The organism is Geodermatophilus sp. SYSU D00525, from assembly GCF_054050475.1.
This window is the reverse complement of sequence record NZ_JBJGZK010000024.1, coordinates 35,400-59,743: the sequence shown is the minus strand read 5'-3', so window position 1 is coordinate 59,743 and position 24,344 is coordinate 35,400. Positions and strand designations below refer to the sequence as shown.

Below are 24,344 nucleotides of genomic sequence, written 5' to 3'. Positions count from 1 at the left end.
AGCGCTAGGAAGGCGCTCACGCGAGCTCCACGGCCTTCAGGCGGGCGCCGCGGAAGGCGGCCAGCCGCTCGGCCTGCTCCTCCACCGCGGACCGGACGGCGCGGGAGAGCGGCGCCCACGGCTCGACGGCGACGGTCAGCGACGACCCCGCCTTGCGCGGCCGCCAGGCGCCGGCGATCCCGCCGTCCGCGAGCACCGCGCCCGGCCGGCCGAGCACCGGCCACAGCTCCTTGCGACGGGCGGCGTCGGGGGCGAGCGTCTCCCGGTCGCGGGCCTGCAGGAACAGGTCGAACGGGCCCAGCAGGCGGACTCCCGCGGGGGCCGGGGCGCCGAGCCGGCCGGCGTCGTCGGCCAGCACCCAGCGTCGCTGCCCGTCGACCTCCACCTCGACGGCGTCCTCGGGCCAGCGCTCCTTCACGTCCTCCACCGGCGCGTCCAGGTAGCCGGCGACGTGCTGCGGCGTGGCCGGGCCGAGCAGGTGCAGGTACGCCCGGACGACGTCGAGCCGGCCGGGGACGGTCTCCGCCGGCGCGAACCCCGGCACCGGCTGCAGCACCGGCGGGGAGGTGCCCGGCTGCAGCTCCAGCCCCGCGTGCAGCGCGGCCAGGCGGAACGGCTGCTCGTAGAGGTGCACCGCGTCGCAGGGGCGGCAGAACCGGTTGTAGGGCTCCTCCATCACGTCCGACAGCCGCCGCGACATCTCGCCCTTGACCGTCGGCACGGTGACGATCTCCCGCATCCGCGCGGCGATGGTGTCCAGCGCGGTGAGCACCGGGATGCCCGCGGCCTTCAGCGGCTTCGCGGCGTCGAAGACCCGCTTGGCCGCGTCGGCCTCGGAGAACGGCGCGGTGGCCGCGGCGACGGCGGGCAGGTCGGCGCGGCGGTACAGGTGCGGGGCGCCGCGCAGCGTCCACGCGGTGGCCAGCTCGCCGTCCCCGGGGACGACGCCGCGGATCGCCAGCGCCCACAGCCCGCCGTCGGGACCGGTGTCCTGGACGCCGAGGTCGAGGACGGCCGTGCCGGCGACGGTTCCGGCGTCGCGGTCCAGCTGCTGGGCGGCGACGCGGAAGGCGAGGACGTCGCGGGCGGACGCGGTCTGCACGCCCGGGACCCTAGGCCCGGCCGGGGACGCCGGGCGGCGTCCCCGGCCGGGGCGGTCAGTCGCGCCGGCCCTGCGCGGCGACCGACAGCGGCTCCCACCGGCGCCACTCGGCCAGCCGGGACTCGTAGTCGCGGGTGGCGATGGCCAGGGGGCCGTCGCCGAGGAACACCCGCAGCGGCGGCTCGTCGGCGTCCACGAGCTGCAGGACGGCGTCGCGGGTGGCCACGGGGTCGCCGGGGTTGCCGGCGCGGGCCTTCCGCTGCTCGGCGGCCTTCTCCCGGAAGGCGTCGTAGGCCGGGTTCGGCTCGGCGTGCCTCGCCGACGAGCCGCCCCAGTCGGTGCCGTACGCGCCGGGCTCGATGATCGTCACCCGGATCCCGAAGTCGGCGACCTCGGCGGCCAGCGACTGGCTGAACGCCTCGAGCGCCCACTTGGACGCGTTGTAGATCCCGATGTTCGGGAAGGCGCTGATCCCGCCGATGGAGGACACCTGCAGCACGTGGCCCGAGCCCTGCGCCCGCATGACCGGCAGCGCGGCCTGGGTGATCCACAGCGCGCCGAACACGTTGGTCTCGAACTGGGCGCGGGCCTCGGCCTCGGAGACCTCCTCGACCATCCCGAACTGGCCGTAGCCGGCGTTGTTCACGACGACGTCGAGCCGGCCGAACCGCTCGGCGGCCTGCTGCACGGCGGCGACGTCGGCCTCGCGGTCGGTGACGTCGAGCCGCAGCGGCAGGACGGCGTCGCCGAAGCGCTCGACGAGGTCGTCGAGGGTGGCGGTGTCGCGGGCGGTGGCGGCCACGGTGTCGCCGCGCTCGAGGGCGGCGATCGCCCACTCGCGGCCGAAGCCGCGGGACGCGCCGGTGATGAACCAGGTCTTGGGCATGCCGACGGCAGCGCCGCCGCGGGGCGGGGTGTTCCCCGCCCGGGGTCAGCGCCGGGCGCGGCGGACGCTCTTGACGCCGTACATGGCCATGTCGGCGCGGTTCACGACGGTGTCGGGGTCGTCGCCGGGGCCGCCGGTCGCCGTCCCGGTGCTCGCACCCACCCGGACCTCGTCGTCGGTGACGTCGAACGGCTCGTGCAGCGCCTCCTCGATCCGGCGCGCCCGCGCGGCGGCCCCGCCGGGGTCGATGCCCCGAGAGACGACGACGAACTCGTCGCCACCGAGGCGCGCGACGACGTCGTCCGGCCCGGCCAGCGCCCGCAGCCGCCCCGCGACGGCGACCAGCAGCCGGTCGCCGGCCGCGTGCCCGAAGCGGTCGTTGACCGCCTTGAAGCCGTCGAGGTCGCAGAAGACCAGGCTGCACCCGTCGCCGGTCTCGACGTCGAGCCGGGCGGCGAGGACGGCGAACAGCGCGCTGCGGTTGGCCAGGCCGGTCAGCGGGTCGGTGACCGCCTGCCGCCGCACCTGCGCCTCGCGCTCGCGGTGCGCGGTGACGTCGATGCCGATGAAGGCGACGGCGTAGGGGGTGCCGTCGTCGCGGGCCAGCACGCTGGTCTGCAGCTCGACGCGGCGCTGCCGGCCGTCGCCGGTGCGCCAGTCGACCTCGCCGGGGATCGCCGGCCGGCCGGACAGGACCATCGCCAACGCGGCGCGGGCCAGCTCGACCTCCTCGGGGAGGGTCACGACGTGCCAGAACGGGACGCCGACGAGCTCGGCGGCGCTGCGGCCGGTGAAGCGCTCGAGGGCGGGGTTGGCCAGCAGGACCCGCCCGTCGCCGTCGCAGACGAGCACGAGGGCCGCCGTCGCCTGCACCGCCGCGCGGGCCAGGCCGTCGAGGGCGGTGGGTGTCACCGACACGGTGGCACCGGGTCCCGCGGCGCGGGGGCCGGCCGGCCGGTCGGGGGTCCCGGCCGGGGACGGCCGTCGGGGTGCGTGCACCGGAGCTCCTCGGGGTGGCTGCTGACCTCCTCTGCATCGGCACCGCCGGGCCGGTCCTCGAGGGCGCCTCCCCCCGTCGGGTGGGCCCGGGTGGCGCGCGCGGCCGGCCCCGGCGTAGGGGCGCGCCGCTAGCGTGGCGGGGTGCTGGACGGGCCGGTCGCGTTCCGCCCGCTGACCCGCGCGGACCTGCCGCTGCTGGGCCGCTGGCTCGAGGAGCCGCTGGTGGCCCGCTGGTGGGCGCACGAGACGACGCCGGAGGCGCTGGAGGCCGACTTCGGGCCGAGCATCGACGGCACCGACCCCGGCGAGGTGCTGCTCGCGCTGACCGGCGGCCGGCCGTTCGGGCTCGTGCAGCGGTACCGGATCGCCGACTTCCCCGAGTACGCCGAGGAGCTCGCGCCGGTGGTCGACGTGCCGCCGCGGGCGCTGTCGATCGACTACCTGGTCGGCGAGCCCGACGTCCGCGGCGGGGGAGCGGGGACGGCGATGCTGGCCGCGTTCGTGGCGGAGAGCTGGGCCGCGTACCCGGAGGCCGACGCCGTCCTGGTGCCGGTGGCCGCCGGGAACGTCGCGTCCTGGCGGGCACTGGAGCGGGCCGGGTTCACCCGGGTGGCCGAGGGGCCGCTCACGCCGGACGACCCGGTCGACCCGCCGGACCACGTCGTCTACCTGCGGCGCCGGCCGCCCGGCGCCTGAGGGTCAGGCGGCGGGCAGGGCCACCGGCGGCGTCACGGGGGACAGCGCCTCCGGCGGGCCGGGGCGGCCGTGGTACCAGCCCTGGCCGAGGTCGACGCCGAGGTCGCGCAGCCGGGCCGCCTCGCCCGCGGTCTCGATGCCCTCGGCGACCACCGTCACGCCGCAGCCGTGCCCGAAGGTCACCAGCGACTCGACCAGCTTGGACAGCACCGGGTCGGCGTCCAGGCCGCTGACGATGCTGCGGTCCACCTTGATGACGTCGGGACCGGTCACGACGATGTGCCGGAGCGAGGAGAAGCCGGCGCCGACGTCGTCGATGGCCAGCCGCATGCCGGCGGCACGGAAGGGCGCCAGCGCGGTGCCGAGCGCGTCGTAGTCCTCGACCGGGTCGTGCTCGGAGAGCTCGAGCACGACGCGGTCCAGCGGCAGCTCGTGCAGCAGCGCGGCGAACCCTGGGGTGAGCAGGGTCTGCGGGGACACGTTCATCGCGACGTAGCCGCCGACGCGGTCCAGGTGCGCCGCCGCGCCGCGCAGGGCGAGCAGCTCCACCTCGGCGCCGCGGCCGACGCTGTGCGCCTCCTCGAACACCACGTCGGGGCCCTTGCCCCACTCGCGCGGGAAGCGGCTGAGCGCCTCGGCGCCGACGCGGACGCCGGTGGCCAGGTCGACGATCGGCTGCAGGACGACGCTCGGGCCGCCCGCGGCGACCAGCGGGTCGAGCCGGCCGGCGATGTCGTCGCGGCGCTGCTGCTCGCGCAGCTCGGGCTCGACGATCACCGACGCCGCCGACGCGAGGACCTGCATCAGCGCCTCGTCGCGGCGGGTGAGCTCCTTGTCCGAGGTGAAGCCGAAGGCGCAGAAGGTGCCGTAGAGGCTGCCGTCGGAGAGCGTGACCGGCGTCGAGACGTAGCTGCGGATGCGGGGGATGCGCGCCGAGGGCAGGGACATCGCCAGCGGGTACCGCTTCACGTCGTCGATGACGGCGGGCAGCTTGCCGTCGAGGATCGCCTGGCAGAACGAGGTGTCCCGGGCGACCTCCGCCTTCTCCCGCACGAGCACCGGCACGCGGGTGTCGACCACCTCCAGGTGCTGGGTGGTGCCGTCCAGGCGGCTGAGGAACGCCACGCTCATGTGCAGCGACGTGCGCGCCGTCCGCAGCAGGTCGGCGATCTGCTGCTCGGCGTCGGTGCGCTGTCGGGCCATGGGGTGCTCCTCGTCCGGAAGGGATGACGAGCTCTCTTCGACACCGGTTGCGCGCAACTGGAGTGGACCGGGCCCGGCTCACCCGGACCGATGAGTCCCGGCGCCGTCCGCCGTCTCCACCTCCGACCGCACCCCCTCGGAGGAGAGACCGATGCGCCCGCTCACCGTCACCACGTTCCTGACCCTCGACGGCGTCGCCCAGGCCCCCGGCGGGCCGCAGGAGGACCCGTCCGGCGGCTTCCCCTACGGCGGCTGGCTGGTGCCCTTCGCCGACGAGGCGATGGGGGAGCAGATGGACGCCTGGTTCCGGCCGGCCGAGGACTTCCTCCTGGGCCGGACGACCTACGAGATCTTCGCCGCGCACTGGCCGCACGTGGACGCCACCGGCGACCCGGTGGCCCAGGCGCTGCAGACCAAGACCAAGCACGTGGCGTCCCGGACGCTGACCTCGCTGGAGTGGTCCACCGCCCGGCTGCTCGGCGCCGACGTGCCGGCCGCCGTCCGGGAGCTCAAGGCCGCCGACGGCGGCGAGCTGCAGGTGCACGGCTCGATCGGGCTCGTGCAGACGCTGCTGGCCGAGGACCTGGTCGACGAGCTGCGCACCATCGTCTTCCCGGTGGTCCTCGGCCGGGGCAAGCGGCTGTTCGAGGGCGGCGCCGCGCCGCGCACCTGGGAGCTGGTGTCCTCGACGACGACCTCGACCGGCGCGGTGATGACCGCCCACCGGCGCACGGGCGAGGTGACCACCGGCTCGTTCGCGCTGGAGGACGCCGACACGACGGTTTGACATCCGTACCGACGGGTGTACGGTCCTCCCGTCCCGGTTGGACAGTCCAACCGGGACGGGAGGAGGACCCCGTGACCGCCATCGCTCTCGAGGCGTCGCCGCTCGTCTTCGACCCCGGCTGGCGGTCGTTCACGCACGTGCAGGGCGGCCTGGTCGCCGGGCACCTGATGGCCGCGGCCGCGGACCGCACCGGCGCCGCGCCGCGGGCGGTCACCGCCCACCTGCTCGCCGGGGTCGAGCCGGGCGTGGAGACGTCGGTCGACGCCGTCCCCGACCGGGCCGGGACGACCGGCAGCGTGCGGGCCACGATGAGCCAGCAGGGCCGGGTGCTCGCCGTCGCCCAGGTGCTCACGCTGGCCCGCCCCGCCTCGCCGGTCTCCGAGAGCGCGCCGCCGGCGCCCGGGCCGACCGTGCGCGAGGGCGTGCCGTTCCGGCTGCCGCGGGAGCTCGTGCCCATCGCCGACCACACCGAGATCCGCGCGCTCGGCGCCTCGCGGCCGCTGGCCGGCGGGCCCGAGCCGCGGCTGTCGGCGTGGGTCCGCATCGACGGCGACCTCGAGCCGCTGGTCCAGCTCGGCGTGCTGCTCGACGCGCTGCCGCCGGCGCTGTTCGCCGTCCGCAGCACGCCGGCGGTGATGCCGACCGTCGAGCTCACCGCGCACCTGGCCGGCCCGCCGCCGGAGACCGGCGCGTGGGTGCGGATCGACCAGGTCACCACCTGGGCCGACGCCGACGTGGCGGTCGACGACGCCGAGCTGCGTGCCGTCGACGGCTCCCTGGTCGCCCGGGCCCGCCAGACCCGGCGCCTGCTCACCCGCTGAGCGGGGCCGGTCAGCCCTCGAGCAGGCCGGCCTCGTGGGCGAGGATCGCGGCCTGCGTGCGGTTGGTGAGGTCCAGCTTGGTGAGCAGCCGGGAGACGTAGGTCTTCACGGTGGCCTCGCTGACGAACAGCCGGCCGGCCAGCTCGGCGTTGGAGCCGCCGCTGCCGAGCAGGGTGAGCACCTCGCGCTCGCGGTCCGACAGCGTGGCCACCCGCTGCAGCGCCTCGGCCCGGCGCGGGGTCGCCCGGCTGTCCACGTAGGAGGCGATCAGGCCGGCGGTCACGGCGGGGGAGAGCGTCGCCGTCCCGTCGGCCACCGCCCGGACGGCGGCGGCGATCTCGCGCGGCGGCGTGTCCTTGAGCAGGAACCCGGCCGCGCCCGCGGCCAGCGCCGCGTACACGTACTCGTCGACGTGGAAGGTGGTCAGGACGGCGACCTGCGGCGGGTCGGGCAGGGCGAGGATCGCGCGGGTGGCGGCCAGCCCGTCCATCCCGGACATGCGGACGTCGGTGAGCACGACGTCGGGCCGCAGCTCCCGCGCGGCGGCCACCCCGGCCGCGCCGTCGCCGGCCTCGCCGACGACCTCCACGTCGCCGGCCGCCTCCAGCACGGTGCGCAGGCCGAAGCGGACCAGCTCCTCGTCGTCGACCAGCAGCACCCGGATCCGGCGCCCGTCCCCGCTCACGTGGGCAGCACCGCCTCGACGCCGAAACCGCCGTCCAGCCGCGGTTCCGCGGTCAGCCGCCCACCCAGCGTGCGCACCCGCTCGGCCACGCCGACGAGGCCGAAGCCGCCCCCGGGGACGGCGTCCGGGGTGCGGGCGGGCGGGCCGTTGACGACCCGCACGTGCAGCTCGCCGGGCCGCCGCTCCACGGTCACCCGGACCGCCGCGCCGGGGGCGTGCCTGCCCGCGTTGGTCAGGGCCTCCTGCACGATGCGGTACGCCGCCCGGCCGACGACGGGGTCGACCGGTGCGGCCCCCTCGGCCGGGCCGGTCCAGGCGACGGTCATCCCGGCCTCGCGGGCGGACCCCACCAGCCTCGGCAGGTCGGCCAGCTCCGGCTGGGGACCCAGCGGCGCGGCCTCGTCGAGCTCCCCGGCCCGCAGCACCCCGACCATCTGACGCAGCTCCTCCAGTGCCTGCCGCCCGGCGGTCTGCACCTGCCCGGCCAGCTGCTCCACCCGCGGCCGGTCGCCGGCGGCCACCTCGATGGCGCCGGCCTGCAGCACCATGAGGCTCACCCGGTGCCCGACGGCGTCGTGCATCTCCCGCGCGATCCGCGTCCGCTCGGTCACGACGGCGTCGTGTGCCAGCCGCTCCCGCTCGGCCTCGGCCCGCACCGCCCGCTCGCGCAGGGCCGCGAGCAGCTGGGCGCGGGTCCGCTGCCAGATCCCGAGCGCCGCAGGCAGCACCAGGGCGAGGGCCACGCCGCCGAGGGCGCCCACCGCCTCGTTCGCGGTGCCGATGGTCCAGGGCTGGACGAGCGCGACCGCCCCGAGCACGCCGGCGACGATGCGCACCGGCCACCGGCCGTCGTAGCGGCCCACCGCGTAGGCGGTGAGCAGCAGGCCGACCGACAGCGCCGGGACCAGCGCCGTGAGGGCGGCGCTGACGATGAAGGGCACCACGGGCGCTGACCGCCGGAAGAGGAACAGGGTCAGCACCAGCAGCACGCCGCCGGCGACGAGGACGGCGTCCGGCGCCAGGCGGGCCTCCGGGGTGACGACGCCGACCGTCACGGTGGCCGCGCTCGCCAGCGCGACCAGCGCCTCGAACCCGACGCTGCTCGCGCGCAGGCCGGGCCAGACGCGCTCCCGGATCCCCACGGGGCGGAGCGTATGTCCGGCCGGTGCGCCGGCGGGTCGCCCGTCCGGCGCGGACCGGATCACCTTTCGGATGACACGGCCGCGCCGTCCGTGGACCCCGATCGGCTGCCTCCGGCCGACGCGGGGAGCGGGCCCGGCCCGGCAGGTTCGTCGTCGACAGCAGCGACTCCCCGGAGGCAGCGATGATCGAGGTCAGCGGACTGACCAAGCAGTACGGCTCCCGGACCGTCGTCGAGGACGTGTCCTTCACGCTCGAGCCCGGCACCGTGACCGGGTTCCTCGGGCCCAACGGCGCCGGCAAGAGCACGACCATGCGGATGATGACCGGGCTGGTCCCGGCCACCGCGGGGACCACCCGCATCGACGGCCGTCCCTACGCCGGCCTGCCGAACCCGGCCGCCGTCGTCGGGACGCTGCTCGACGCCTCCGCGGTCCACCCCGGGCGCACCGGTCGGACGCACCTGCGGCTCGTGGCCTCGGCGGTCGGCGTGCCGGCGGCGCGGGTCGACGAGGTGCTCGAGCTCGTCGGGCTCACCCCGGCCGCCCGGCGCCGGGTCGGCGGCTACTCCCTCGGCATGCGGCAGCGGCTCGGCATCGCCGGGGCGCTGCTGGCCGACCCGCCGGTGCTGGTCTTCGACGAGCCGGCGAACGGCCTGGACCCGGAGGGCATCCGCTGGATGCGCGACCTGCTGCGCGGCCACGCGGCCCGCGGCGGGACGGTGCTCCTGTCCTCGCACCTGCTCGGCGAGGTCGAGTCGACCGTCGACCGGCTACTGGTCATCGGCGCCGGGCGGATCGTGGCCGACGGCCCGGTGGGCGACCTGCTCGGCAGCGAGGGGACCTCCGTGCGGGCCGCCGATCCCGCCGCGCTGACCCGGGCGCTCGAGGCCGCGGGGTTCCACGTGCAACACGGGCCCGACGGCGCGCTGGTCGTGCCCGGCGCCGAGCCCGGCGCGGTCGGCGCGATCGCCGCGGCCGGCGGCCACGTCCTCACCGACCTGCGCCCGGTCCGCCGCGGCATCGAGGACCTGTTCTTCCAGCTCACCACCGCCTCCTGACCCTCCCTCCTCCCTGGAGACCGCCATGGCCACCGTCCTGCCCCCCGTCGTCCCCGCCCCCGGAGCTACCCCCGCGGGCACCCGTCCGCCGGTCCGCGCCGGGGCGCCCTCTCCCACCGCGCTGGTCGGCATCGAGCTCCGCAAGTCCCTGTCCACCCGCTCGGGCCGCTCGCTGGCTGCGGCCTCGGTGCTGCTGGCCCCGGCTGCGACCGCGGTCGTCGCCGCGGCCAGCGAGGAGGGCCTGGCCTCGGTCACCGGCCCCATCGGCGTCATGGGGGTGCTCACCGGCCTGGTGCTGGTGGCGCTCGGCGCGCTGTCCACCGCGGGGGAGTGGAGCCACCGGACGGTGCAGACCACCTACCTGCTCGTCCCGCGCCGCGGCCGGGTTCTGGCCGCCAAGGCGGTCGCCGTCGCCCTGCTCGGGGCGGCACTGGCCGCGCTGTCCGCGGCGCTGACCGCGGGCGTCCTGGCGGTCCTCGTCGACGGCGCGTCGTGGGAGGGCGCCGGGCGCGCGCTTGGGGTGGTCGTGGCCGCCGGAGCGGTGTTCGCGGTGACCGGCGCCGGCGTCGGGGCCGCGCTGGCCAACACCCCGGCGACGCTGACCTCGTTCTACCTCGTCGTCCTCGGGGTCCTGCCCCTGGTGCGGAACTTCGAGCCGGAGATCGGGACGAGGCTGGACCCGGCCGACGCAGTGGTGGCACTGGCGATGGGTCCGGCGCCGACCCGGCCGGTGCTCGTGCTGACCGGGTGGGTCGTGGTGAGCGTGGTCGCCGGAGCCGTGGTCACCCGCCGCCGCGCGGTCGCCTGATCCCGGCGGGACCCGGCCCCATCCCGTCCCTGCCCCGTCCCCGGCGGTCCCGGCTCCGGCCGGGGCCGCCGGTCCGCGCCGGCGTCCCCGCGTCAGTCGCCGGACGCGCGGGCCGACAGGCGGGGCAGGCGCGCCGCGAACCAGGCGTCGTCGTCCTCGGGGAACGGCTCGCCGCGGGGGTCGTCGGAGGAGCCGACGGCCAGGTCCTCGTCGAGGTCCTCGGTGTCGACGCCGGCCTCCTCGAGCACGTCGGCCGGGGCGTAGGCCAGTGACTCGGCCTCGCTGAAGACCTCGCCGTCCTCGTCCCACTCCAGGTCGGCCAGGGCGTCGGGGTCGGCGAGGACCCGCTCGAACGCCTCTCTGCCCTGGGCGACCAGCCAGACGCGGAAGTCGAGGAAGGCGTCGTCGCTCATGCCGCCGGCGGCGACGTACCCGGCGGCCCACACCCGCCACTCGTTGGCCCGCTCGACCTGGTCGTGCAGGTGCCGCGCGAAGGCGACGACGTCCTCCGTCCCGCGGGCGGACAGCTCCTCGGTGAGCGCCTCCACCTGGGAGGCGACCGGGTCGTCGGACCCGGGTGCGGGCCGGCTCCGCTCGATCACGGTCCAGAAGGTGTCGAGGTCCATACCGGGACCGTACGGCCGGGGTGGCCGTGGTCCCGGTAGGGACGCGGCCGGCGGACGATCCAGCGAACCGCCGGTTCAGTCCAGCCCGCCTCGGGCGACGAGCTGGCGGGCGATGACGTCGCGCTGGATCTCGTTGGTGCCCTCGCCGACGATCATCAGCGGCGCGTCGCGGAAGTAGCGCTCGACGTCGAACTCGGTCGAGTAGCCGTGCCCGCCGTGCACCCGGATGGCGTCCAGCGCGACCTTCATCGCCGTCTCGGAGGCGAACAGCTTGGCCATCCCGGCCTCCATGTCCGACCGCTGTCCCGACCCGTGGCGCTCGGCCGCGTACAGGACCAGCTGCCGGGCGGCGGTGAGCGAGGTGGCCATGTCGGCGAGCAGGGCGCCCACCGCCTGGTGCCGCCAGATCGGCTTCCCGAAGCTCTCCCGCTCCTGGGCGTAGCGCAGCGCGTCGTCGAAGGCCGCCTGTCCGACGCCGAGCGCCCGCGCGGCCACCTGGATCCGGCCGGTCTCCAGCCCGGTCATCATCTGCGCGAACCCGCGGCCCTCCACCCCGCCGAGGACGGCGTCGGCCGGCGCCCGGTACCCGTCGAAGACCAGCTCGCAGCTCTCCACGCCCTTGTAGCCGAGTTTGGGCAGGTCCCGCGAGACCGTCAGCCCGGGCCCGTGCTCCACCAGCAGCACCGACACCCCGCGGTGCCGCGGCTGCGCCTGCGGGTCGGTCTTGCACAGCAGCGCGACCAGCTGCGACCGGCGCGCGTTGGTGATCCACGTCTTCGCGCCGTCGACGACCCAGCCCTCGCCGTCCCGCCGCGCGACGGTCCGCATCGCCTGCAGGTCCGACCCGCCGCCGGGCTCGGTGAGCGCCATCGTCGCGCGCACCTCGCCGGTGGCCATCCGCGGCAGCCAGCGGTCCTGCTGCTCCCGCGTCCCGAACGCCAGCAGCAGCTTCGCGACGACGGTGTGCCCGCCCATGGCCCCGGCCAGCGACATCCAGCCGCGCGCGAGCTCCGCGGTGACCAGCGCGTAGCAGGGCATGGAGACCGGCGCCTCGCCCCACGGCTCGGGGACCGCCAGGCCGAAGACGCCGAGCTGCTTCATCCGCTCGATCAGCGCCCCGGGGTAGGTGTCCGCGTGCTCCAGCTCGCGCGCCACCGGCCGGACCTCGCGGTCGACGAAGGCGCGCACGGTGGCGACGACGTCGCGCTCCTCCGGGCTCAGCGTGGTCACCGGGCGGTCTCCGCGAGCGCCGCGGTCCCGGTGGCCGACGCCGGCTGCCCCACCGCCGCCGCGGAGAGGGTGAACCGGTCGCCGTCGAGCCGGCCGGTCGCCCGCACCGGCGTGCCCGCGTAGGCCGGCCGGGTCAGCCGGTGGGTGAACGACGTGACGGGCCGGTCCGGGGCGGACCGGCGGGGCACCTCGAGCAGCAGCAGGGCGAGCAGCGGCCCGTGCACCACGAGGCCGGGGTGACCCTCGACCTGGGTCACGTACGGCTGGTCGTAGTGGATGCGGTGCGCGTTGTAGGTCAGCGCGCTGAACCGGAACAGCAGCGGCGGGTCGGGCAGCACCTCGACGACCGGGCCGTCGCCGTCGCCGGCAGGGGAGCCGGCACCGGCCGGGGCGGGGGACGCGCCGGCCGGCTGGGAGCGGTAGACGACGTCCTGCTCCTCGGTGACCAGCAGCGCGCCGCCCTCGCGGTACTCGCTGCGCACGGTGACCAGCAGCATCTCCCCGCTCCGGCCGGCCTTGACCTCGCAGCGCGCCAGCGACGACGTCCGCTCGACCACGGCGCCCACCCGCAGCGGCGCGGAGACCTCCATCCGCCCGCCGGCGATCATCCGGCGCCGGTGGGGGAGCGGCGGGAGGAAGTGCCCGTCACGGGGGTGGCCGTCGTCGCCGAGGTCGGCGGTGGCCGGCCGGTCGAGGAAGGTGAACCAGTGCCAACCCGGCGGCAGCGGGTCGCCGTCGGCCAGGGGCGGGGCGGGCCGGTCGAGGACGGCGGCGAACGCGGCCGCGGGCCCGGCCGCGACCGGCGCGGCGTCGGTCAGCGGGCCCGGGGACCAGCCCGCGACGGCGTCGGACAGGAGGGACACGGCGCCATCGTGCCGGGTCGCCGGCCAGGGGCACAGCGCCGCCTGTGACGCCGCCCGCATCCCGGAATGGCCCGGCGCCGGACGGTGTCGGAACACCCGTGGACCTGTTCTCTCCCGTGAAGCTCGGCGACCTCGAGCTCGCCAACCGCGTCGCCATGGCGCCGCTGACCCGCATGCGCTCCGGCAAGGCCGGCGTCCCCGGCGACCTCGTCGTCGAGCACTACGCGCAGCGCGCCGGCATCGGCCTGATCGTCACCGAGGGCACCTACCCGACCCACGAGGGCCAGGCGTTCGTCGGCCAGCCCGGCATCGTCACCGACGAGCAGGTGGCCGGCTGGCGTCGCGTCGCGGAGGCCGTGCACGCCCGCGGCGGCCGGATCGTGATGCAGGTGATGCACGGCGGCCGCGTCACCCACCCCGACGTCAACGGCGGCCGCCGCGTCGTCGCCCCCAGCGCCATCGCCATCGACGGCGCCGGCCACACCGAGAAGGGCAAGCAGCCCTACCCGGTGCCGCACGCGCTGACCACCGACGAGGTCCGCGAGGTCGTCCGCGACTTCGTCCGCGCCGCCGAGCGCGCCGTCGAGGCCGGCCTCGACGGCGTGGAGATCCACGGCGCCAACGGCTACCTGCTGCACGAGTTCCTGTCGCCGGCGTCCAACGTCCGCGACGACGAGTACGGCGGCTCCCCGGAGAACCGCGCCCGCCTGGTCGTCGAGGTCGTCACCGCGGTGTCCGAGGCGATCGGCGCCGGCCGCGTGGGCCTGCGCATCTCTCCCGAGCACGACATCCAGGACGCCCTCGAGACCGACCACGAGGACGTGCGCGCCACCTACGGCACGCTGGTCGACCGGCTGCGCCCGCTGGGCCTGGCCTACCTCTCCGTGCTGCACCGCGAGCCGGCCGGCGACCTGGTCCAGGAGCTGCGCCGCCGCTTCGGCGGCCACCTGATGGCCAACAGCGGCTTCGGCTCGGTCACCACCCGCGACGAGGCGGTCGCGCTCATCGAGGCCGCGCACGCCGACGTCGTCGCCGTGGGCCGCGCGGCGATCGCCAACCCCGACCTGGTCGAGCGCTGGGCCGGCGAGCACCCGGAGAACGAGATCCGGCCGCACCTGTTCTACGCGTCCGGCGCCGAGGGCTACACCGACTACCCGACCCTGCGCGCGAGCTGAGACGCCGGGAGCCCCCTCCGCTCCTGAGAGGGGGCTCCCGGGTCCAGGGGCCGGTGCTGTCGGCGCCGGCCGTCAGCCGGGCCGCTGCGCACCGCCGGGCCGGAAGTCGGCGCCGGGGTGCCGGTCGGAGCTGAGCCCGACCACGTTGCCGAACGGGTCGACGACGGCCGCGCTGACGATCGGCCCGTGCGGGGTGAGCGGGATGTACTCCTTGGCGCCCATCGACGTGAGCCGCTCGAGGACCGCGTCGAGGTCGTCGACCCGCCAGTACCCGACCGCGCCACCGGTCCCCGGCGTCATGCCCGGCGGGGCGAAGGCGAGGTCGGCGACCGCCAGCGACGTCCCCTCGTCGACGGTGAACGTCGCGTAGCTGGGGCGTCCGCCGGGTCCCGGCCGGGTGAAGCGGGGACCCGAGCCCAGCAGCTCCGTGTACCAGGCGACGGCCGCGGCCACGTCCTCGGCCCAGTAGGTGAGCGTGGCGACCCCGCGCAGGCTCACGCCGTCTCCTCCCTCGGCGCCGGCACCGGGTCCCCAGGTGCCCAGTCCGGAGCCGTCCAGCGGTGGAACACCCGGGCCACCGAGTCGCGCGGGGACTGCCACGTCTCCGGGCGGTAGGGGCTGACGTAGGGCGCGAGGTCCTGCATGACCTTGGCGAAGGCCGGCCGCATCGACTCGTGGTTCTGCCGCACCGCCGCCGCCTTGACCCGGTCCTGCTCCAGGAGGTGCACGAAGACGTCCTCCATCGAGTACAGCCAGCGGCCGGTGACGCCGGTCTCCGTCGGCAGCCCGCCGGCGTCGGACGCGGCGAACACCCGGGCGATGTCCTCCTCGGTGCCCGGCCGCATCCGCTGGACGATGACGGTCATCTCCCGGTCGGGGGAGACCTCGCCCTCGGGCAGCCAGGTGTAGAAGTGCTTGGCCACCGAGTGCGAGGGGTTCTGCCAGTAGCTGGGGTAGGGCGTCACGTAGGGGGCGATGGCCTCGGCGATCGCCTGGAACGCCGGCAGGCCGCGGCGCTGGCCGGATACCTCCGGGTCCTCCTTGCGCTCGATGACGTGCAGGTAGAGGCCCTCGTACGAGAGCAGGATCCGCCCGACGACGCCGAGGTCCTGCGGCCGGGTCGTCCGGTCGTAGTAGGCGAACACCGGCCCCACCTTGTCCTCGCTGCCGGGGACCATCCGGCAGACGATGACGTTGCGGAACGGCCGCCAGGTGCCCGAGGACCAGGTCGCGGGGGCCGTGGCCGTGGTGGCGAACTCGACCGTGTCGTTCGCCCAGGGCGGTTCCGTGGGCGTCGTCGTGGCGTCGGCCGCGGGGTCTGCCGAGGGGGACGCCGGCGGGGTGGTCTGGGTCATCGGGTGCCTCCTGGGGTGGGTGTGGGGGTGAAGCGCAGCGGCAGTGCGAGCAGACCGCGGAAGGCCGAGGCCGCAGGCAGCCACTGCAGCTCCTCCACGGGGACGTCGAGGCGCAGGTCGGGCAGCCGCAGCAGCACCTGCCGCAGCGCCGTCGTCGCCTCCAGCCGGGCGAGCGCGGTGCCCAGGCAGTAGTGGATGCCGTGCCCGAAGGCCAGGTGCTGGGTCGGCCCGCGGTCGAGGTCCAGGCGGTCGGGCTCGGGGGTGAGCTCGGGGTCGTGGTCGGCCGCGCTGAGGACGACGGTCACGATCGAGCCCTGCGGGATGGTCACGCCGCCGATCTCGAGGTCCTCGGTGGCGAACCGGAAGCTCGACACCGGCACCGACCCGTCGAAGCGCAGGAGCTCCTCCACGGCCTCGGGCACCCGGTCGAGGTCGGCGAGCAGGGCGGCCATCTCCTCGGGGTGGGTCAGCAGGGCGACGACGGCGTTGCCGAGGAAGTCCGACGTCGTCTGGTAGCCCGCGAACAGCAGCAGGAAGCAGCTGGAGACCAGCTCCGCCTCCGACAGCCGGCCGTCGCCGTCCCGGGCGGCGATCAGCCCGCTGACCAGGTCCTCCCCGGGACGGGCGCGCTTGGCCGCGACCAGGCCGGTGAAGTAGGCGTGCAGCCGCTCCTGCGCCTGCCCGATCGCCGCCCGGTCCTCCTGCGGGCTCCGCCCGCCGGTGCCCACGGTCCGGATCACCTGCGTGCCGGCGAGGATCTCCTCGTGGTCGGCCTCGGGGATGCCGAGCAGGTCACCGATCACCGCCAGCGGCAGCCGGAGGGCGAACTCGTCGACGAACTCGGTGGACCCGCGCGGCGCGATCCGGTCGAGCAGGCCGGCGACGATCTGCTCGACCCGCGGGCGCATCGCCTCGATCCGCTTCGGCGTGAACGCCTGGGTCACCAGGCGGCGCAGCCGGGTGTGCTCGGGAGGGTCGGAGTTGAGCATGTTGGTGTTGATCTGCCGGGCCTTCTCGCCGAACACCGCCAGGTAGGTGTCACCGGCCCGGTAGAGGTCCTTGGACAGCCGCGGGTCCGACAGCGCCTGGCGGGCGTCGGCGTAGCGGGTGACCAGGAAGGAGTCGAAGCGCGGGGTGCGCACCTTGACCACGGGGCGCTCCGCCCGCAGCCGGGCGTAGACGGGGTAGGGATCGGCGCGGAACTCCGGCGTGTAGATCTCCTGGCCGGGGACGACGTCGTCCGGGGGTGCCGCGGGGTCCCGGGGGGCGGTCTGGGTCATGTCGGCTCCTGAGGGGTGGGGGTCACGCGGCGAAGACGCCGGCGAGGTGGTCGAGGAGGGCGTCCTCGTCCAGCGGGCGGCTGCGGAAGCCGACGTGGCCGTCGGGGCGGACGAGGTAGGCCGCCGTCCCCGCGCCCGCGGTGCCGTAGGCGGCGGCGAAGGCGCCCTCGGCGTCGCGGACGACGGGCAGGTCGACGAGGAACGGCACCCGGGCGTCGGGGGCGGCGACGAGGTAGGCCGCCACCTCGCCGCGGGTCTGCTGCCGGACGGCGACGGTGAGCTTCTCCAGGTCCGACACCTGCTCCTCCGACGCGGTGGCGTCGGCCGCCAGCAGCAGCGTGGAGCGGGTGCCGCGGGTGAGGTCGAACAGCCGCAGGGGGTGGGCGACGCCGAAGCGCCGCAGCCCCTGCACGTCCGGCGCGCGGTGCCCGGGCTCGGGCCCGGCGGTGAAGCCGGGCGTCTCGCCGACCAGCGGGCTGCCGGCGTAGTTCATGGTCATCTGCATCTCGAGCAGGAACTGCGCCTTCTCGTCCTCCATGTCCATCTCGTCGGTGAACGCGATGGCCACGGCCCGGTCGACGATCATCTTCCCGGCGGGACGGCGCTCGGCCTCGTAGCTGTCGAGCAGGCCGGGCGCGGCCAGCCCCCGGACGGCGAGGGCGAGCTTCCAGCCCAGGTTCCAGGCGTCCTGGATGCCGGTGTTCATGCCCTGCCCGCCGGCCGGCGGGTGCAGGTGTGCGGCGTCGCCGGCGACGAAGGCCCGCCCCCCGCGGTAGCGGTCGACGATGCCGTGCTTGATCCGGAAGATCGACGACCAGCGCAGGTTGCTCGCCGTCGTCCCGGGCGGGCCCAGGTCGTCGATCGCGGCCTGCATGTCGGCCAGCGTCGGCGGCTCGTACTCCTGCCAGAACCCGGGCGGGACGACCCCGGAGCCGACCGCGTCCTGCCACCGCTGCGGGGCCAGGGTGGCGATCCGGTAGCGGTTGCGGCCCTTGAGCGGGACGCAGACCAGCATCCCGGTGAAGTCGTCCTCGTTCTCGATGCGCACGAAGCGCACCAGGTGCCCGGCGGGCAGGTCCCAGTCGACGTCGACGTCCCCGAGCATGAACAGCTGCGGGAACATCGACAGCCCGCCCTCGAAGCGGAGCCCCAGCCCGGAGCGGACGGCGCTGTGCGCCCCGTCGCAGCCCACGAGGTACTGCGCCCGGGTGGTCTCCCCCTCGCCGGAGCGGTGCCGCAGCTGCGCGGTGACGCCCTCGTCGTCCTGGGTGAAGGCGACCAGCTCGACGCCGCGCTCGACGACGACGCCGAGGGAGGTCAGCCGGCCGAGCAGGATGCGCTCGGTCTCGTACTGCGGCAGGCCCAGGTGGGCGTAGGGCAGCTCGTCGAGGCCGGCCCAGTCGACCTGGTGGGTCTGCTCGCCGTTGACGAACACCGTCTGGCCGTGCAGCCAGATGCCGGCGTCCATCGCCTCGGTGACGATGCCCTGGTCCTCCCAGATCTCCATCGTCCGGCAGTGGATGCCGATCGCCTTGTCCGCCTGCGTGGACGCCTCGGGGCGCTTGTCCACGACGCGGACGGCGACGCCGCGGCGGGCCAGCTCGATGGCGTGGGTGAGGCCGGCCGGCCCGGCGCCGACGACGAGCACCTCGACCGTGCGGCCGGTGGTGCGTGAGGCCTCGCCGAGGTCGCCCGGGACCGGGAGCGCCGCCGCGGCGGCGTGCCCGTCGTCGGGCTTCTCGACGAACTCCTGCACGCTGGCGCTGGGCACCGTGGTCACCGGCGGCCCGGCCACCACCTCCAGGTCCGGTTCCGGCGCCACCGGCACGGCGGCGGGGACGGGGACGGCGTCGGCGGTCACCGACGGCGGCTCCGGGCGCACCCGCAGCGCGAACACCCGGCGGTCCTCGCCCCGGGCCAGCCAGCGGCCCAGCGGCCCGGCGGTCCAGTTCGTCGGCTCCGCCGTCCAGTCGGTGAAGTGCTGCTCGGAGTCCCACTCGGCGACCACGTGGTAGCGCCGCCCGTCGGGCTCGCGCAGCAGCTCCTCGCGGGCGTGGCCCGGGGCGCTGCGGGCGAGCTGCGCGGCGGCGAGGTAGGCGAGCTCGAAGGCCTCCTGCTCCCACGGCTCCACGGCGACGGCGGAGTCGACGCGCACCCGTGCCACCTCGACGTCGCCGCCGGGCGGGAGCAGCGGCGGGAAGTCGGTGTCGGCGTCGGGCCGCTGGCGGATCTCGAGCACCTCGCGCCGGAACTCCACGGAGTGCCAGCGGGCCAGCGGCGCCCCGGCCGCCATGTGCGAGGGGTCCTCGACCCACTGCACGAAGTGCTCCTCGGACTCCCACTCGGCGAAGATGTGGTACCGGAGGCCGCTCGCGTCGCGCAGCAGCTCCTCGCGCACGTACCCGCTCGAGTCGCCGATCCGCTGGGTGACCGTGGTGTAGGCGCGCTCGAAGGCCACCTGCTCCCCGGGCTGGACGCTGGTGGAGAAGTCGATGCGCACCGGCCGGCGCCGCTCGGCCTCCACCGTCGCCAGCACGGTGAAGGTGGAGCGGGTGGCGTCCTCGCGCAGGTCGCGCAGCGCCTCGGTGAGCGTCTCCCGCGCCTCGCTGCGGCCGAAGGCGTCCACCGACGCGCGGTCGGTCCAGTCGCTGACGATGCCGAACCAGCGCGGGTCGCCCTCGTCGCGCATCAGCTCCTGGCGCAGGTTGCCCGGCACCCGGGCGATCTCGGCCGCGGCCCGGTGCCAGGCCTCCTCGAACGCCGCCTCGCAGCCCTCCCGCGCGCGCATCCGCAGGACCGTCCGGACGCCGGCCGCGTCCCTCCTCCCGGTCGCCGGTGCCGTCATGCCGGGGCCTCCACCGGCCGCCCCGCACCGGGGACGACGGCCAGCACCTCGTAGGTGTTGCGGGCGGCGTCCTCGCGCAGGTCGCGCAGCGCCTCGGTGAGCGTCTCCCGCGCCTCGCTGCGGCCGAACCCGTCGACGGCGGCGCGGTCGGTCCAGTCGCTGGTGATCACGAACGTGCGCGGGTCGTCGGCGTCGCGCACCAGCTCCTGGCGCAGGTTGCCCGGCACCCGGGCGATCTCGGCCGCGGCCCGGTGCCAGGCCTCCTCGAACGCGGCCTCGCAGCCCTCGCGGGTCCGCATCCGCAGCATCGTGCGGATCGCGGCCCGCTCACCCGCGGCGGTCACGCGGCCTCCTCCGCCCGGTGCCGGCGCAGCACGAGACTGCTGTTGAACCCGCCGGCGCCGCGGGCGACGACCACCACGGTGTCCAGGTGCTGCACGCGGCCGGCGCGGACCAGGTCGACCCCCGGCGGCGTCTCGACCGGGTCGTCGAGGAAGGCGGTGCCGGGCACGATCCCGTCCCGCATCGCCAGCAGCGCCGTCGCCACGTTCAGCGCCGACCCGCCGGCCATGAGCCGGCCGGTCCACGACGACGGCGCGGTCACCGGCACCGGCGCCGCCCGCCCGCCGAACACCGCGCCGAGCGCCTCCAACTCCAGCCGGTCCAGCTCCGGGACGCCGGCACCGTCGGCGACGACCAGGTCGACCTCGTCCGGGGAGACGCCGGCGTCGGCCAGCGACAGCCGGATCGCCCGGGCGTACTGCGTCGCGTCGGGCGCCGGGTCCTCGTGGTGGTGGGCGTCGTGGGTGGCGCCGTAGCCGGCGACCTCGCCCCACACCTTCGGGGCGCCGCGGGCCGCGGCGGCGCCGGGCGCCTCCAGCAGCAGGATCGCCCCGCCCTCGCCGACGACGTGCCCGTTGGCCCGCCGGTCGAAGGGCTTGTAGGCGTCCTCCGGGCGCGCGGCGCCCGACAGCCGGCCGCCGGTGGCCTGGCACAGCACCGCGTACGGGCACAGCCCGGCCTCGGTGCCGCCGACCAGCACCGCCGGGGTGCCGCGGCGGACCACCCGCCGCGCCCAGCCGATGCTGTCCAGCCCGCCCGCGCCCTCGGTGACCACGACGCCCGAGGGGCCCTTGAAGTCGTCGCGGATGGAGACCTGGCCGGTCGAGGCCGCGTAGAACCAGGCGATCGACTGGTAGGCGCCCACCGACCGCGGGCCCTTGGCCCACAGCCCCTGGATCTCGTGCTGGCTGAACTCGTTGCCGCCCGAGCCCGAGGCCAGGAACACCGAGGTGGCGTAGACGTCGTCCTCGGGGGCGGTGTAGTCCGCGTCCTGCGCCGCCAGGGTGGCCGCCGCCAGCGACATCCACGTCCACCGGTCGGTCTGCACCATCAGCTGCGGGGAGACGTGGTCGGCGGGCACGAAGTCGCGCACCTGCCCGGCCAGCGGGACCCCGTACCGCTCGGCGTCGAAGCCCTCCAGCGGCCGGATGGCCGGCTCCCCGCGGACCAGCGAGGCCCAGTGCTCCTCGACGCCGACGCCGGTCGGGGCGACGACGCCGATCCCGGTGACCAGCAGCCCGCTCACGACTCCCTCCGGGTCGGGCTGGCCAGCACGATCGCCGACTGGAACCCGCCGAAGCCGCTGCCCACCGAGATGGCGACGTCGACCTTCTGCTCCCGCGCCACCTTCGGCACGTAGTCGAGGTCGCACTCGGGGTCGGGCACCTCGTAGTTGGCCGTGGGCGGCAGCACGCCGCGCTGCACCGCCAGGGCGGTCGCGGCGATCTCGATGGACCCGATGGCGCCGAGCGAGTGCCCGACCATCGACTTGATCGAGCTCATCGCGACGCGGCTCGCGGCGGTGCCGAGGCTCTTCTTGACCGCGGCCGTCTCGTGCCGGTCGTTCTGCTTGGTCCCCGAGCCGTGCGCGTTGACGTAGCCGACCTCGTCCGGCGCGATGCGGCCCTGCTCCAGCGCCCGGGTGATCGCCTCGGCCATCTCGGTGCCGTCGGGCTTGAGCCCGGTCATGTGGAAGGCGTTGCAGCGGTTGGCGTAGCCGGTGACCTCGCAGTACACCTCCGCGCCGCGGCGGCGGGCGTGCCCGAGCTCCTCGAGCACGAGCACCGCCGCGCCCTCGCCCATGACGAACCCGTTGCGGCGGGCGTCGAAGGGCTTGGAGGCGTGCTCGGGGTCGTCGTTGCTGTCGGTGGTCGCCCGGATGGTGTCGAAGCAGGCCATCGAGATCGGCGAGATCGGGGCGTCGCTGGCCCCCGCGAGGACGACGTCGGCGTCGCCGTCCTCGACCAGCTGCGCGCCGTAGCCGACCGCGTCGATGCCCGACGTGCAGCCGGTGGAGACGACGGTGGCCGGGCCGTGCGCGCCGAACCGGACGGCGAGCTCGGTGGCGCCGCAGCTCGGCACCAGCGCGGAGGCGAGGAACCGCGTGGCGTACCGCGGGTCGACCTCCCACAGCCGGCCCGAGTCGCTGACCTGCACGTACTCCTGCTCCAGGCGCATCGTCGCGCCGACCGCGCTGCCCAGCGTCACGCCGACGCGGTCGCCGTCCGGGCCGTCGTCGGCGCCGAACCGCAGCCCGCTGTCGGCGACCGCCTCGTCCGCGGCGACCATCGCCATCTGGACGAACCGGTCGTTGCGGAACACCTCGTGGGCGGTCAGGCCGAGCTTGCGGCCGTCGAAGTCCACCTCGGCGGCGACCTGGGAGCGGAACCGGGCCGGGTCGAAGAAGGTGATCCGGCGGGTCGCCGTCCGTCCCTCGGTGAGCATGTCCCAGAAGCCCTCGCGGCCCATCGACCCGGGGGCGACCACCCCGATGCCGGTGACGACGACCCGGCGCCGGTCGGCGCTCACCGCTTGCCCGGGGGCAGCTCGGTGTCCACGTGCCCCAGCTCCGGCCGCGGCGCCAGCGGACCGCACAGGAAGACGAACGTCGCCGTCGTCCCCGTGTCGTTGACGATCCGGTGCCTGACGCCGATCGGGATGTGGACGGCGGACTCGCTCACCAGCCGGCGCTCCTCGCCGTCGAGGGTGACCAGGACGTCGCCCTCCTGGCAGTAGAGGAACTCCTCCGAGTACGGGTGCCAGTGCTCGGTCACGACCTCGCCGGGCTCGAGGGTCAGCGTGCCCATGAAGCCGGCGGTCGAGCCCACGCTGGCCGGGGAGAGCAGCACCCGGATGTCCCCGCCGCGGCGGCGGTTGGGCGCGGTGTCGGCGCGGTGGACGGTGGGGCCGCAGCGCGTCGGGGTGGCCGGCGCGTGCTGGATCGTCGTCATGTCTCTCCTCGGGAGCGGGTCAGGTGGGGAGCGAGCCCGCGAGCGCGGGACCCGGGACGTCGGTGGGGGCGGGCGTGCCCGGCCCCGCGGCCAGGTGGACGGGCAGGTGCGGGTGCACCTGGGCGACGAGCGGCCCGAGCACCGGGACGGCGCCGATCTCGACGACCGACGTCGCGCCGGCGCCGGCCAGCGCCCGGGAGGTGGCCTCCCAGAGCACCGGCGCGGTGAGGTGTCGGCGCAGCGCCGAGCGCAGCCGCCGGGGGTCACGGGTCGGCTCGCCGTCGGCGTTGGGGACGACGGGCACCAGCGGGACCGACCAGTCCAGGTCGGCCAGCGCGGTCGCCAGGTGCGCGGCGACCGGCTCCATCAGCGGGCCGTGGCACGGCGCCCGGCCGGGCAGCCGCACCAGCTCCAGGCCCGCCTCGCGGACGACCCCGGCCGCGCGGGCGAGCTCGGTGCGGCCGCCGGAGAGCACCGCCCGCTGGGGGGCGTCGAGGGCGGCCACGCACAGCGGGCCGTCGTCGCCGACCGCGGCCACGGCGGCGCGGGCCACGCCCTCGGCGCCGGGACCGAGGACGGCGGCCAGGCCCGCGCAGGAGGGCCTCGGGGCCAGGCACAGCAGCTCGGCGCGCCAGTGCACCAGCTCGACGACCTGGTCCAGCTCGAGGGCGCCGGCGGCGACCAGTGCGGCGAACTCGCCCACGCCGTGCCCGGCGACGACCGCCGGGAACAGCCCGCGGGCAGTCAGGCTGCGGTAGCCGGCCACCCCGGTCACGACGACCTCGAGGTGCGCCGCGACGGGGTCGGGTGCGGTCGCGGGGTCCCGCCACCAGGCGGCGACGTCGCGGCCGACGACGGCGTCGACCTCGGACACGGTGGCCGCGGCCACCGGGTCGGCCAGCCACGGGTCGACCATGCCCGGGCGGGAGCCCTCCTCCCCGGGCAGGACGACCGCGGGACCCCGCGCCGCGGTCACCCCACCGCTCCTCGGTCCGCGGCGGCCTCGACCTTCTCCCGGATGATGCGCATCTGGACCTTGCTGTTCGCGTCGATCCGCCGGGTCATCGTCTCGGTGTCGACCGGAGCCTCCGGCCGCATCCGGAAGTCCTGCACCCAGCGCATCCGGGTGCCGCCGTCCTCGGCCGTGTAGCTCCAGTGGATGTCCATGAACTCGAACGGGCCGGGCTCCACGCGGCGCGCGCGCACCTCGTGCGCGGCCGGGTCGAGGGTCCGCTCGGACACCCAGCTCCACACCCGCCCGGACTCGTCGGGGTGCATGGTCAGCCGGAACCGGAACCAGGTGTCGGTGGACTCGAGGACCTCGACGCTGCGGTACTCGGTGAACAGGTCCGGCCAGGACCGCAGGTCGTTGGTCATCGCCCAGACGTGGTCCAGGTCGGCGTGGATGAGGATCGAGTTGTCGGTGTGGCCCACGGTCAGGCCGGGCTCGACGGTGCTGCTCATGTCGGGGAACTCCCTCGGGACGGTGG

Annotated in this window: 25 protein-coding genes; 6 read left to right on the top strand and 19 right to left on the bottom strand. The window is 76.0% G+C overall.

All coding sequences use genetic code 11. The features are described 5' to 3' along the window. Positions 1–16 precede the first annotated feature (16 nt). The 3 genes from ACI796_RS18090 to ACI796_RS18080 are packed head-to-tail and all read right to left on the bottom strand — an operon-like array spanning position 17 to position 2,900. Entirely contained in the window at positions 17–1,102 is a 1,086-nt protein-coding gene (locus tag ACI796_RS18090) for a winged helix DNA-binding domain-containing protein (protein WP_456942609.1), read from the bottom strand. A gap of 55 nt (positions 1,103–1,157) precedes the next feature. Beyond that, complete coding sequence (locus tag ACI796_RS18085) at positions 1,158–1,988, bottom strand: SDR family oxidoreductase (RefSeq protein ID WP_456942608.1); 831 nt, start codon at positions 1,986–1,988, stop codon at positions 1,158–1,160. Positions 1,989–2,033: 45 nt separating this feature from the next. Then, complete coding sequence (locus tag ACI796_RS18080) at positions 2,034–2,900, bottom strand: diguanylate cyclase domain-containing protein (protein ID WP_456942607.1); 867 nt, start codon at positions 2,898–2,900, stop codon at positions 2,034–2,036. Between the two features lie 228 nt (positions 2,901–3,128). Here ACI796_RS18080 and ACI796_RS18075 point away from each other — a divergent pair, with 228 nt between their 5' ends. After that, positions 3,129–3,683: a GNAT family N-acetyltransferase gene (locus ACI796_RS18075; protein WP_456942606.1), complete on the top strand. Its 555-nt coding sequence runs from the start codon at positions 3,129–3,131 to the stop codon at positions 3,681–3,683. A 3-nt stretch (positions 3,684–3,686) separates the two neighbouring features. Here the strand turns inward: ACI796_RS18075 and ACI796_RS18070 are convergent, their stop codons facing one another. Beyond that, complete coding sequence (locus tag ACI796_RS18070; protein WP_456942605.1) at positions 3,687–4,886, bottom strand: EAL domain-containing protein; 1,200 nt, start codon at positions 4,884–4,886, stop codon at positions 3,687–3,689. A gap of 151 nt (positions 4,887–5,037) precedes the next feature. Here ACI796_RS18070 and ACI796_RS18065 point away from each other — a divergent pair, with 151 nt between their 5' ends. Then, positions 5,038–5,673: a dihydrofolate reductase family protein gene (locus ACI796_RS18065; RefSeq protein ID WP_456942604.1), complete on the top strand. Its 636-nt coding sequence runs from the start codon at positions 5,038–5,040 to the stop codon at positions 5,671–5,673. 71 nt (positions 5,674–5,744) lie between these two features. After that, positions 5,745–6,494, top strand: a complete 750-nt coding sequence (locus ACI796_RS18060) for a thioesterase family protein (RefSeq protein ID WP_456942603.1) — start codon at positions 5,745–5,747, stop codon at positions 6,492–6,494. Positions 6,495–6,504: 10 nt separating this feature from the next. On the opposite strand, the gene ACI796_RS18055 is transcribed toward ACI796_RS18060, so the two are convergent. Further along, positions 6,505–7,179, bottom strand: coding sequence for a response regulator transcription factor (locus ACI796_RS18055; protein WP_456942602.1), 675 nt, complete (start codon positions 7,177–7,179; stop codon positions 6,505–6,507). Beyond that, entirely contained in the window at positions 7,176–8,321 is a 1,146-nt protein-coding gene (locus ACI796_RS18050) for a sensor histidine kinase (RefSeq protein ID WP_456942601.1), read from the bottom strand. The genes ACI796_RS18055 and ACI796_RS18050 overlap by 4 nt, the downstream gene beginning before the upstream one ends. A gap of 182 nt (positions 8,322–8,503) precedes the next feature. Between ACI796_RS18050 and ACI796_RS18045 the strand changes: the two genes are divergently transcribed. Next, positions 8,504–9,379 carry an ABC transporter ATP-binding protein gene (locus tag ACI796_RS18045; RefSeq protein WP_456942600.1) on the top strand — a complete coding sequence of 292 codons (876 nt, stop codon included), beginning with the start codon at positions 8,504–8,506 and terminating at the stop codon, positions 9,377–9,379. A 25-nt stretch (positions 9,380–9,404) separates the two neighbouring features. Then, positions 9,405–10,187, top strand: a complete 783-nt coding sequence (locus tag ACI796_RS18040; protein WP_456942599.1) for a hypothetical protein — start codon at positions 9,405–9,407, stop codon at positions 10,185–10,187. 92 nt (positions 10,188–10,279) lie between these two features. On the opposite strand, the gene ACI796_RS18035 is transcribed toward ACI796_RS18040, so the two are convergent. From ACI796_RS18035 to ACI796_RS18025, 3 genes are all read right to left on the bottom strand, one after another. Next, the gene (locus tag ACI796_RS18035) at positions 10,280–10,813 is read right to left on the bottom strand and encodes a DUF4240 domain-containing protein (protein WP_456942598.1); all 534 of its coding nucleotides are present in this window, start codon (positions 10,811–10,813) and stop codon (positions 10,280–10,282) included. Between the two features lie 75 nt (positions 10,814–10,888). Further along, on the bottom strand, positions 10,889–12,043 hold the full coding sequence (locus ACI796_RS18030; RefSeq protein WP_456942597.1) for an acyl-CoA dehydrogenase family protein: 1,155 nt from the start codon (positions 12,041–12,043) through the stop codon (positions 10,889–10,891). Beyond that, complete coding sequence (locus ACI796_RS18025) at positions 12,040–12,906, bottom strand: hypothetical protein (RefSeq protein ID WP_456942596.1); 867 nt, start codon at positions 12,904–12,906, stop codon at positions 12,040–12,042. The genes ACI796_RS18030 and ACI796_RS18025 overlap by 4 nt, the downstream gene beginning before the upstream one ends. A 98-nt stretch (positions 12,907–13,004) precedes the next feature. On the opposite strand from ACI796_RS18025, the gene ACI796_RS18020 reads away from it, so the two are divergent. Next, the gene (locus tag ACI796_RS18020; protein ID WP_456942595.1) at positions 13,005–14,081 is read left to right on the top strand and encodes an alkene reductase; all 1,077 of its coding nucleotides are present in this window, start codon (positions 13,005–13,007) and stop codon (positions 14,079–14,081) included. 72 nt (positions 14,082–14,153) lie between these two features. On the opposite strand, the gene ACI796_RS18015 is transcribed toward ACI796_RS18020, so the two are convergent. Genes ACI796_RS18015 through ACI796_RS17970 form a run of 10 tightly spaced genes read right to left on the bottom strand, consistent with a single transcriptional unit; the run spans position 14,154 to position 24,318 of the window. Further along, positions 14,154–14,579 (bottom strand): VOC family protein, encoded by a 426-nt coding sequence (locus ACI796_RS18015; RefSeq protein ID WP_456942594.1) that lies wholly within the window; start codon positions 14,577–14,579, stop codon positions 14,154–14,156. Further along, complete coding sequence (locus ACI796_RS18010; RefSeq protein WP_456942593.1) at positions 14,576–15,436, bottom strand: TcmI family type II polyketide cyclase; 861 nt, start codon at positions 15,434–15,436, stop codon at positions 14,576–14,578. The genes ACI796_RS18015 and ACI796_RS18010 overlap by 4 nt, the downstream gene beginning before the upstream one ends. Next, positions 15,433–16,716, bottom strand: a complete 1,284-nt coding sequence (locus ACI796_RS18005; RefSeq protein ID WP_456942592.1) for a cytochrome P450 family protein — start codon at positions 16,714–16,716, stop codon at positions 15,433–15,435. Before ACI796_RS18005 ends, ACI796_RS18010 begins: the two co-directional genes overlap by 4 nt. Before the next feature lie 22 nt (positions 16,717–16,738). Further along, a complete protein-coding gene (locus tag ACI796_RS18000; RefSeq protein WP_456942591.1) occupies positions 16,739–19,561 on the bottom strand; it encodes an FAD-dependent monooxygenase in 2,823 nt (940 codons plus the stop codon). After that, a complete protein-coding gene (locus tag ACI796_RS17995) occupies positions 19,558–19,905 on the bottom strand; it encodes an antibiotic biosynthesis monooxygenase family protein (protein ID WP_456942590.1) in 348 nt (115 codons plus the stop codon). Before ACI796_RS17995 ends, ACI796_RS18000 begins: the two co-directional genes overlap by 4 nt. After that, positions 19,902–21,149 carry a beta-ketoacyl synthase N-terminal-like domain-containing protein gene (locus tag ACI796_RS17990; protein WP_456942589.1) on the bottom strand — a complete coding sequence of 416 codons (1,248 nt, stop codon included), beginning with the start codon at positions 21,147–21,149 and terminating at the stop codon, positions 19,902–19,904. Before ACI796_RS17990 ends, ACI796_RS17995 begins: the two co-directional genes overlap by 4 nt. After that, positions 21,146–22,432, bottom strand: coding sequence for a beta-ketoacyl-[acyl-carrier-protein] synthase family protein (locus ACI796_RS17985; protein WP_456942588.1), 1,287 nt, complete (start codon positions 22,430–22,432; stop codon positions 21,146–21,148). The genes ACI796_RS17990 and ACI796_RS17985 overlap by 4 nt, the downstream gene beginning before the upstream one ends. Next, positions 22,429–22,854, bottom strand: coding sequence for a cupin domain-containing protein (locus tag ACI796_RS17980; protein WP_456942587.1), 426 nt, complete (start codon positions 22,852–22,854; stop codon positions 22,429–22,431). Before ACI796_RS17980 ends, ACI796_RS17985 begins: the two co-directional genes overlap by 4 nt. Before the next feature lie 19 nt (positions 22,855–22,873). Next, a complete protein-coding gene (locus ACI796_RS17975; protein WP_456942586.1) occupies positions 22,874–23,830 on the bottom strand; it encodes an ACP S-malonyltransferase in 957 nt (318 codons plus the stop codon). Next, complete coding sequence (locus ACI796_RS17970) at positions 23,827–24,318, bottom strand: SRPBCC family protein (RefSeq protein WP_456942585.1); 492 nt, start codon at positions 24,316–24,318, stop codon at positions 23,827–23,829. The genes ACI796_RS17975 and ACI796_RS17970 overlap by 4 nt, the downstream gene beginning before the upstream one ends. Positions 24,319–24,344: the final 26 nt, after the last annotated feature.

Excerpts from the sequence above, each read along its gene's own strand:
- ACI796_RS18070 (WP_456942605.1), bottom strand. The coding sequence starts at position 4,886 with ATGGCCCGACAGCGCACCGACGCCGAGCAGCAGATCGCCGACCTGCTG.
- ACI796_RS18085 (WP_456942608.1), bottom strand. The coding sequence starts at position 1,988 with ATGCCCAAGACCTGGTTCATCACCGGCGCGTCCCGCGGCTTCGGCCGC.
- ACI796_RS18045 (WP_456942600.1), top strand. The coding sequence starts at position 8,504 with ATGATCGAGGTCAGCGGACTGACCAAGCAGTACGGCTCCCGGACCGTC.
- ACI796_RS18005 (WP_456942592.1), bottom strand. The coding sequence starts at position 16,716 with ATGACCCAGACCGCCCCCCGGGACCCCGCGGCACCCCCGGACGACGTC.
- ACI796_RS18040 (WP_456942599.1), top strand. The coding sequence starts at position 9,405 with ATGGCCACCGTCCTGCCCCCCGTCGTCCCCGCCCCCGGAGCTACCCCC.
- ACI796_RS17970 (WP_456942585.1), bottom strand. The coding sequence starts at position 24,318 with ATGAGCAGCACCGTCGAGCCCGGCCTGACCGTGGGCCACACCGACAAC.
- ACI796_RS18010 (WP_456942593.1), bottom strand. The coding sequence starts at position 15,436 with ATGACCCAGACCACCCCGCCGGCGTCCCCCTCGGCAGACCCCGCGGCC.
- ACI796_RS18035 (WP_456942598.1), bottom strand. The coding sequence starts at position 10,813 with ATGGACCTCGACACCTTCTGGACCGTGATCGAGCGGAGCCGGCCCGCA.
- ACI796_RS18065 (WP_456942604.1), top strand. The coding sequence starts at position 5,038 with ATGCGCCCGCTCACCGTCACCACGTTCCTGACCCTCGACGGCGTCGCC.
- ACI796_RS17980 (WP_456942587.1), bottom strand. The coding sequence starts at position 22,854 with ATGACGACGATCCAGCACGCGCCGGCCACCCCGACGCGCTGCGGCCCC.
- ACI796_RS18000 (WP_456942591.1), bottom strand. The coding sequence starts at position 19,561 with ATGACGGCACCGGCGACCGGGAGGAGGGACGCGGCCGGCGTCCGGACG.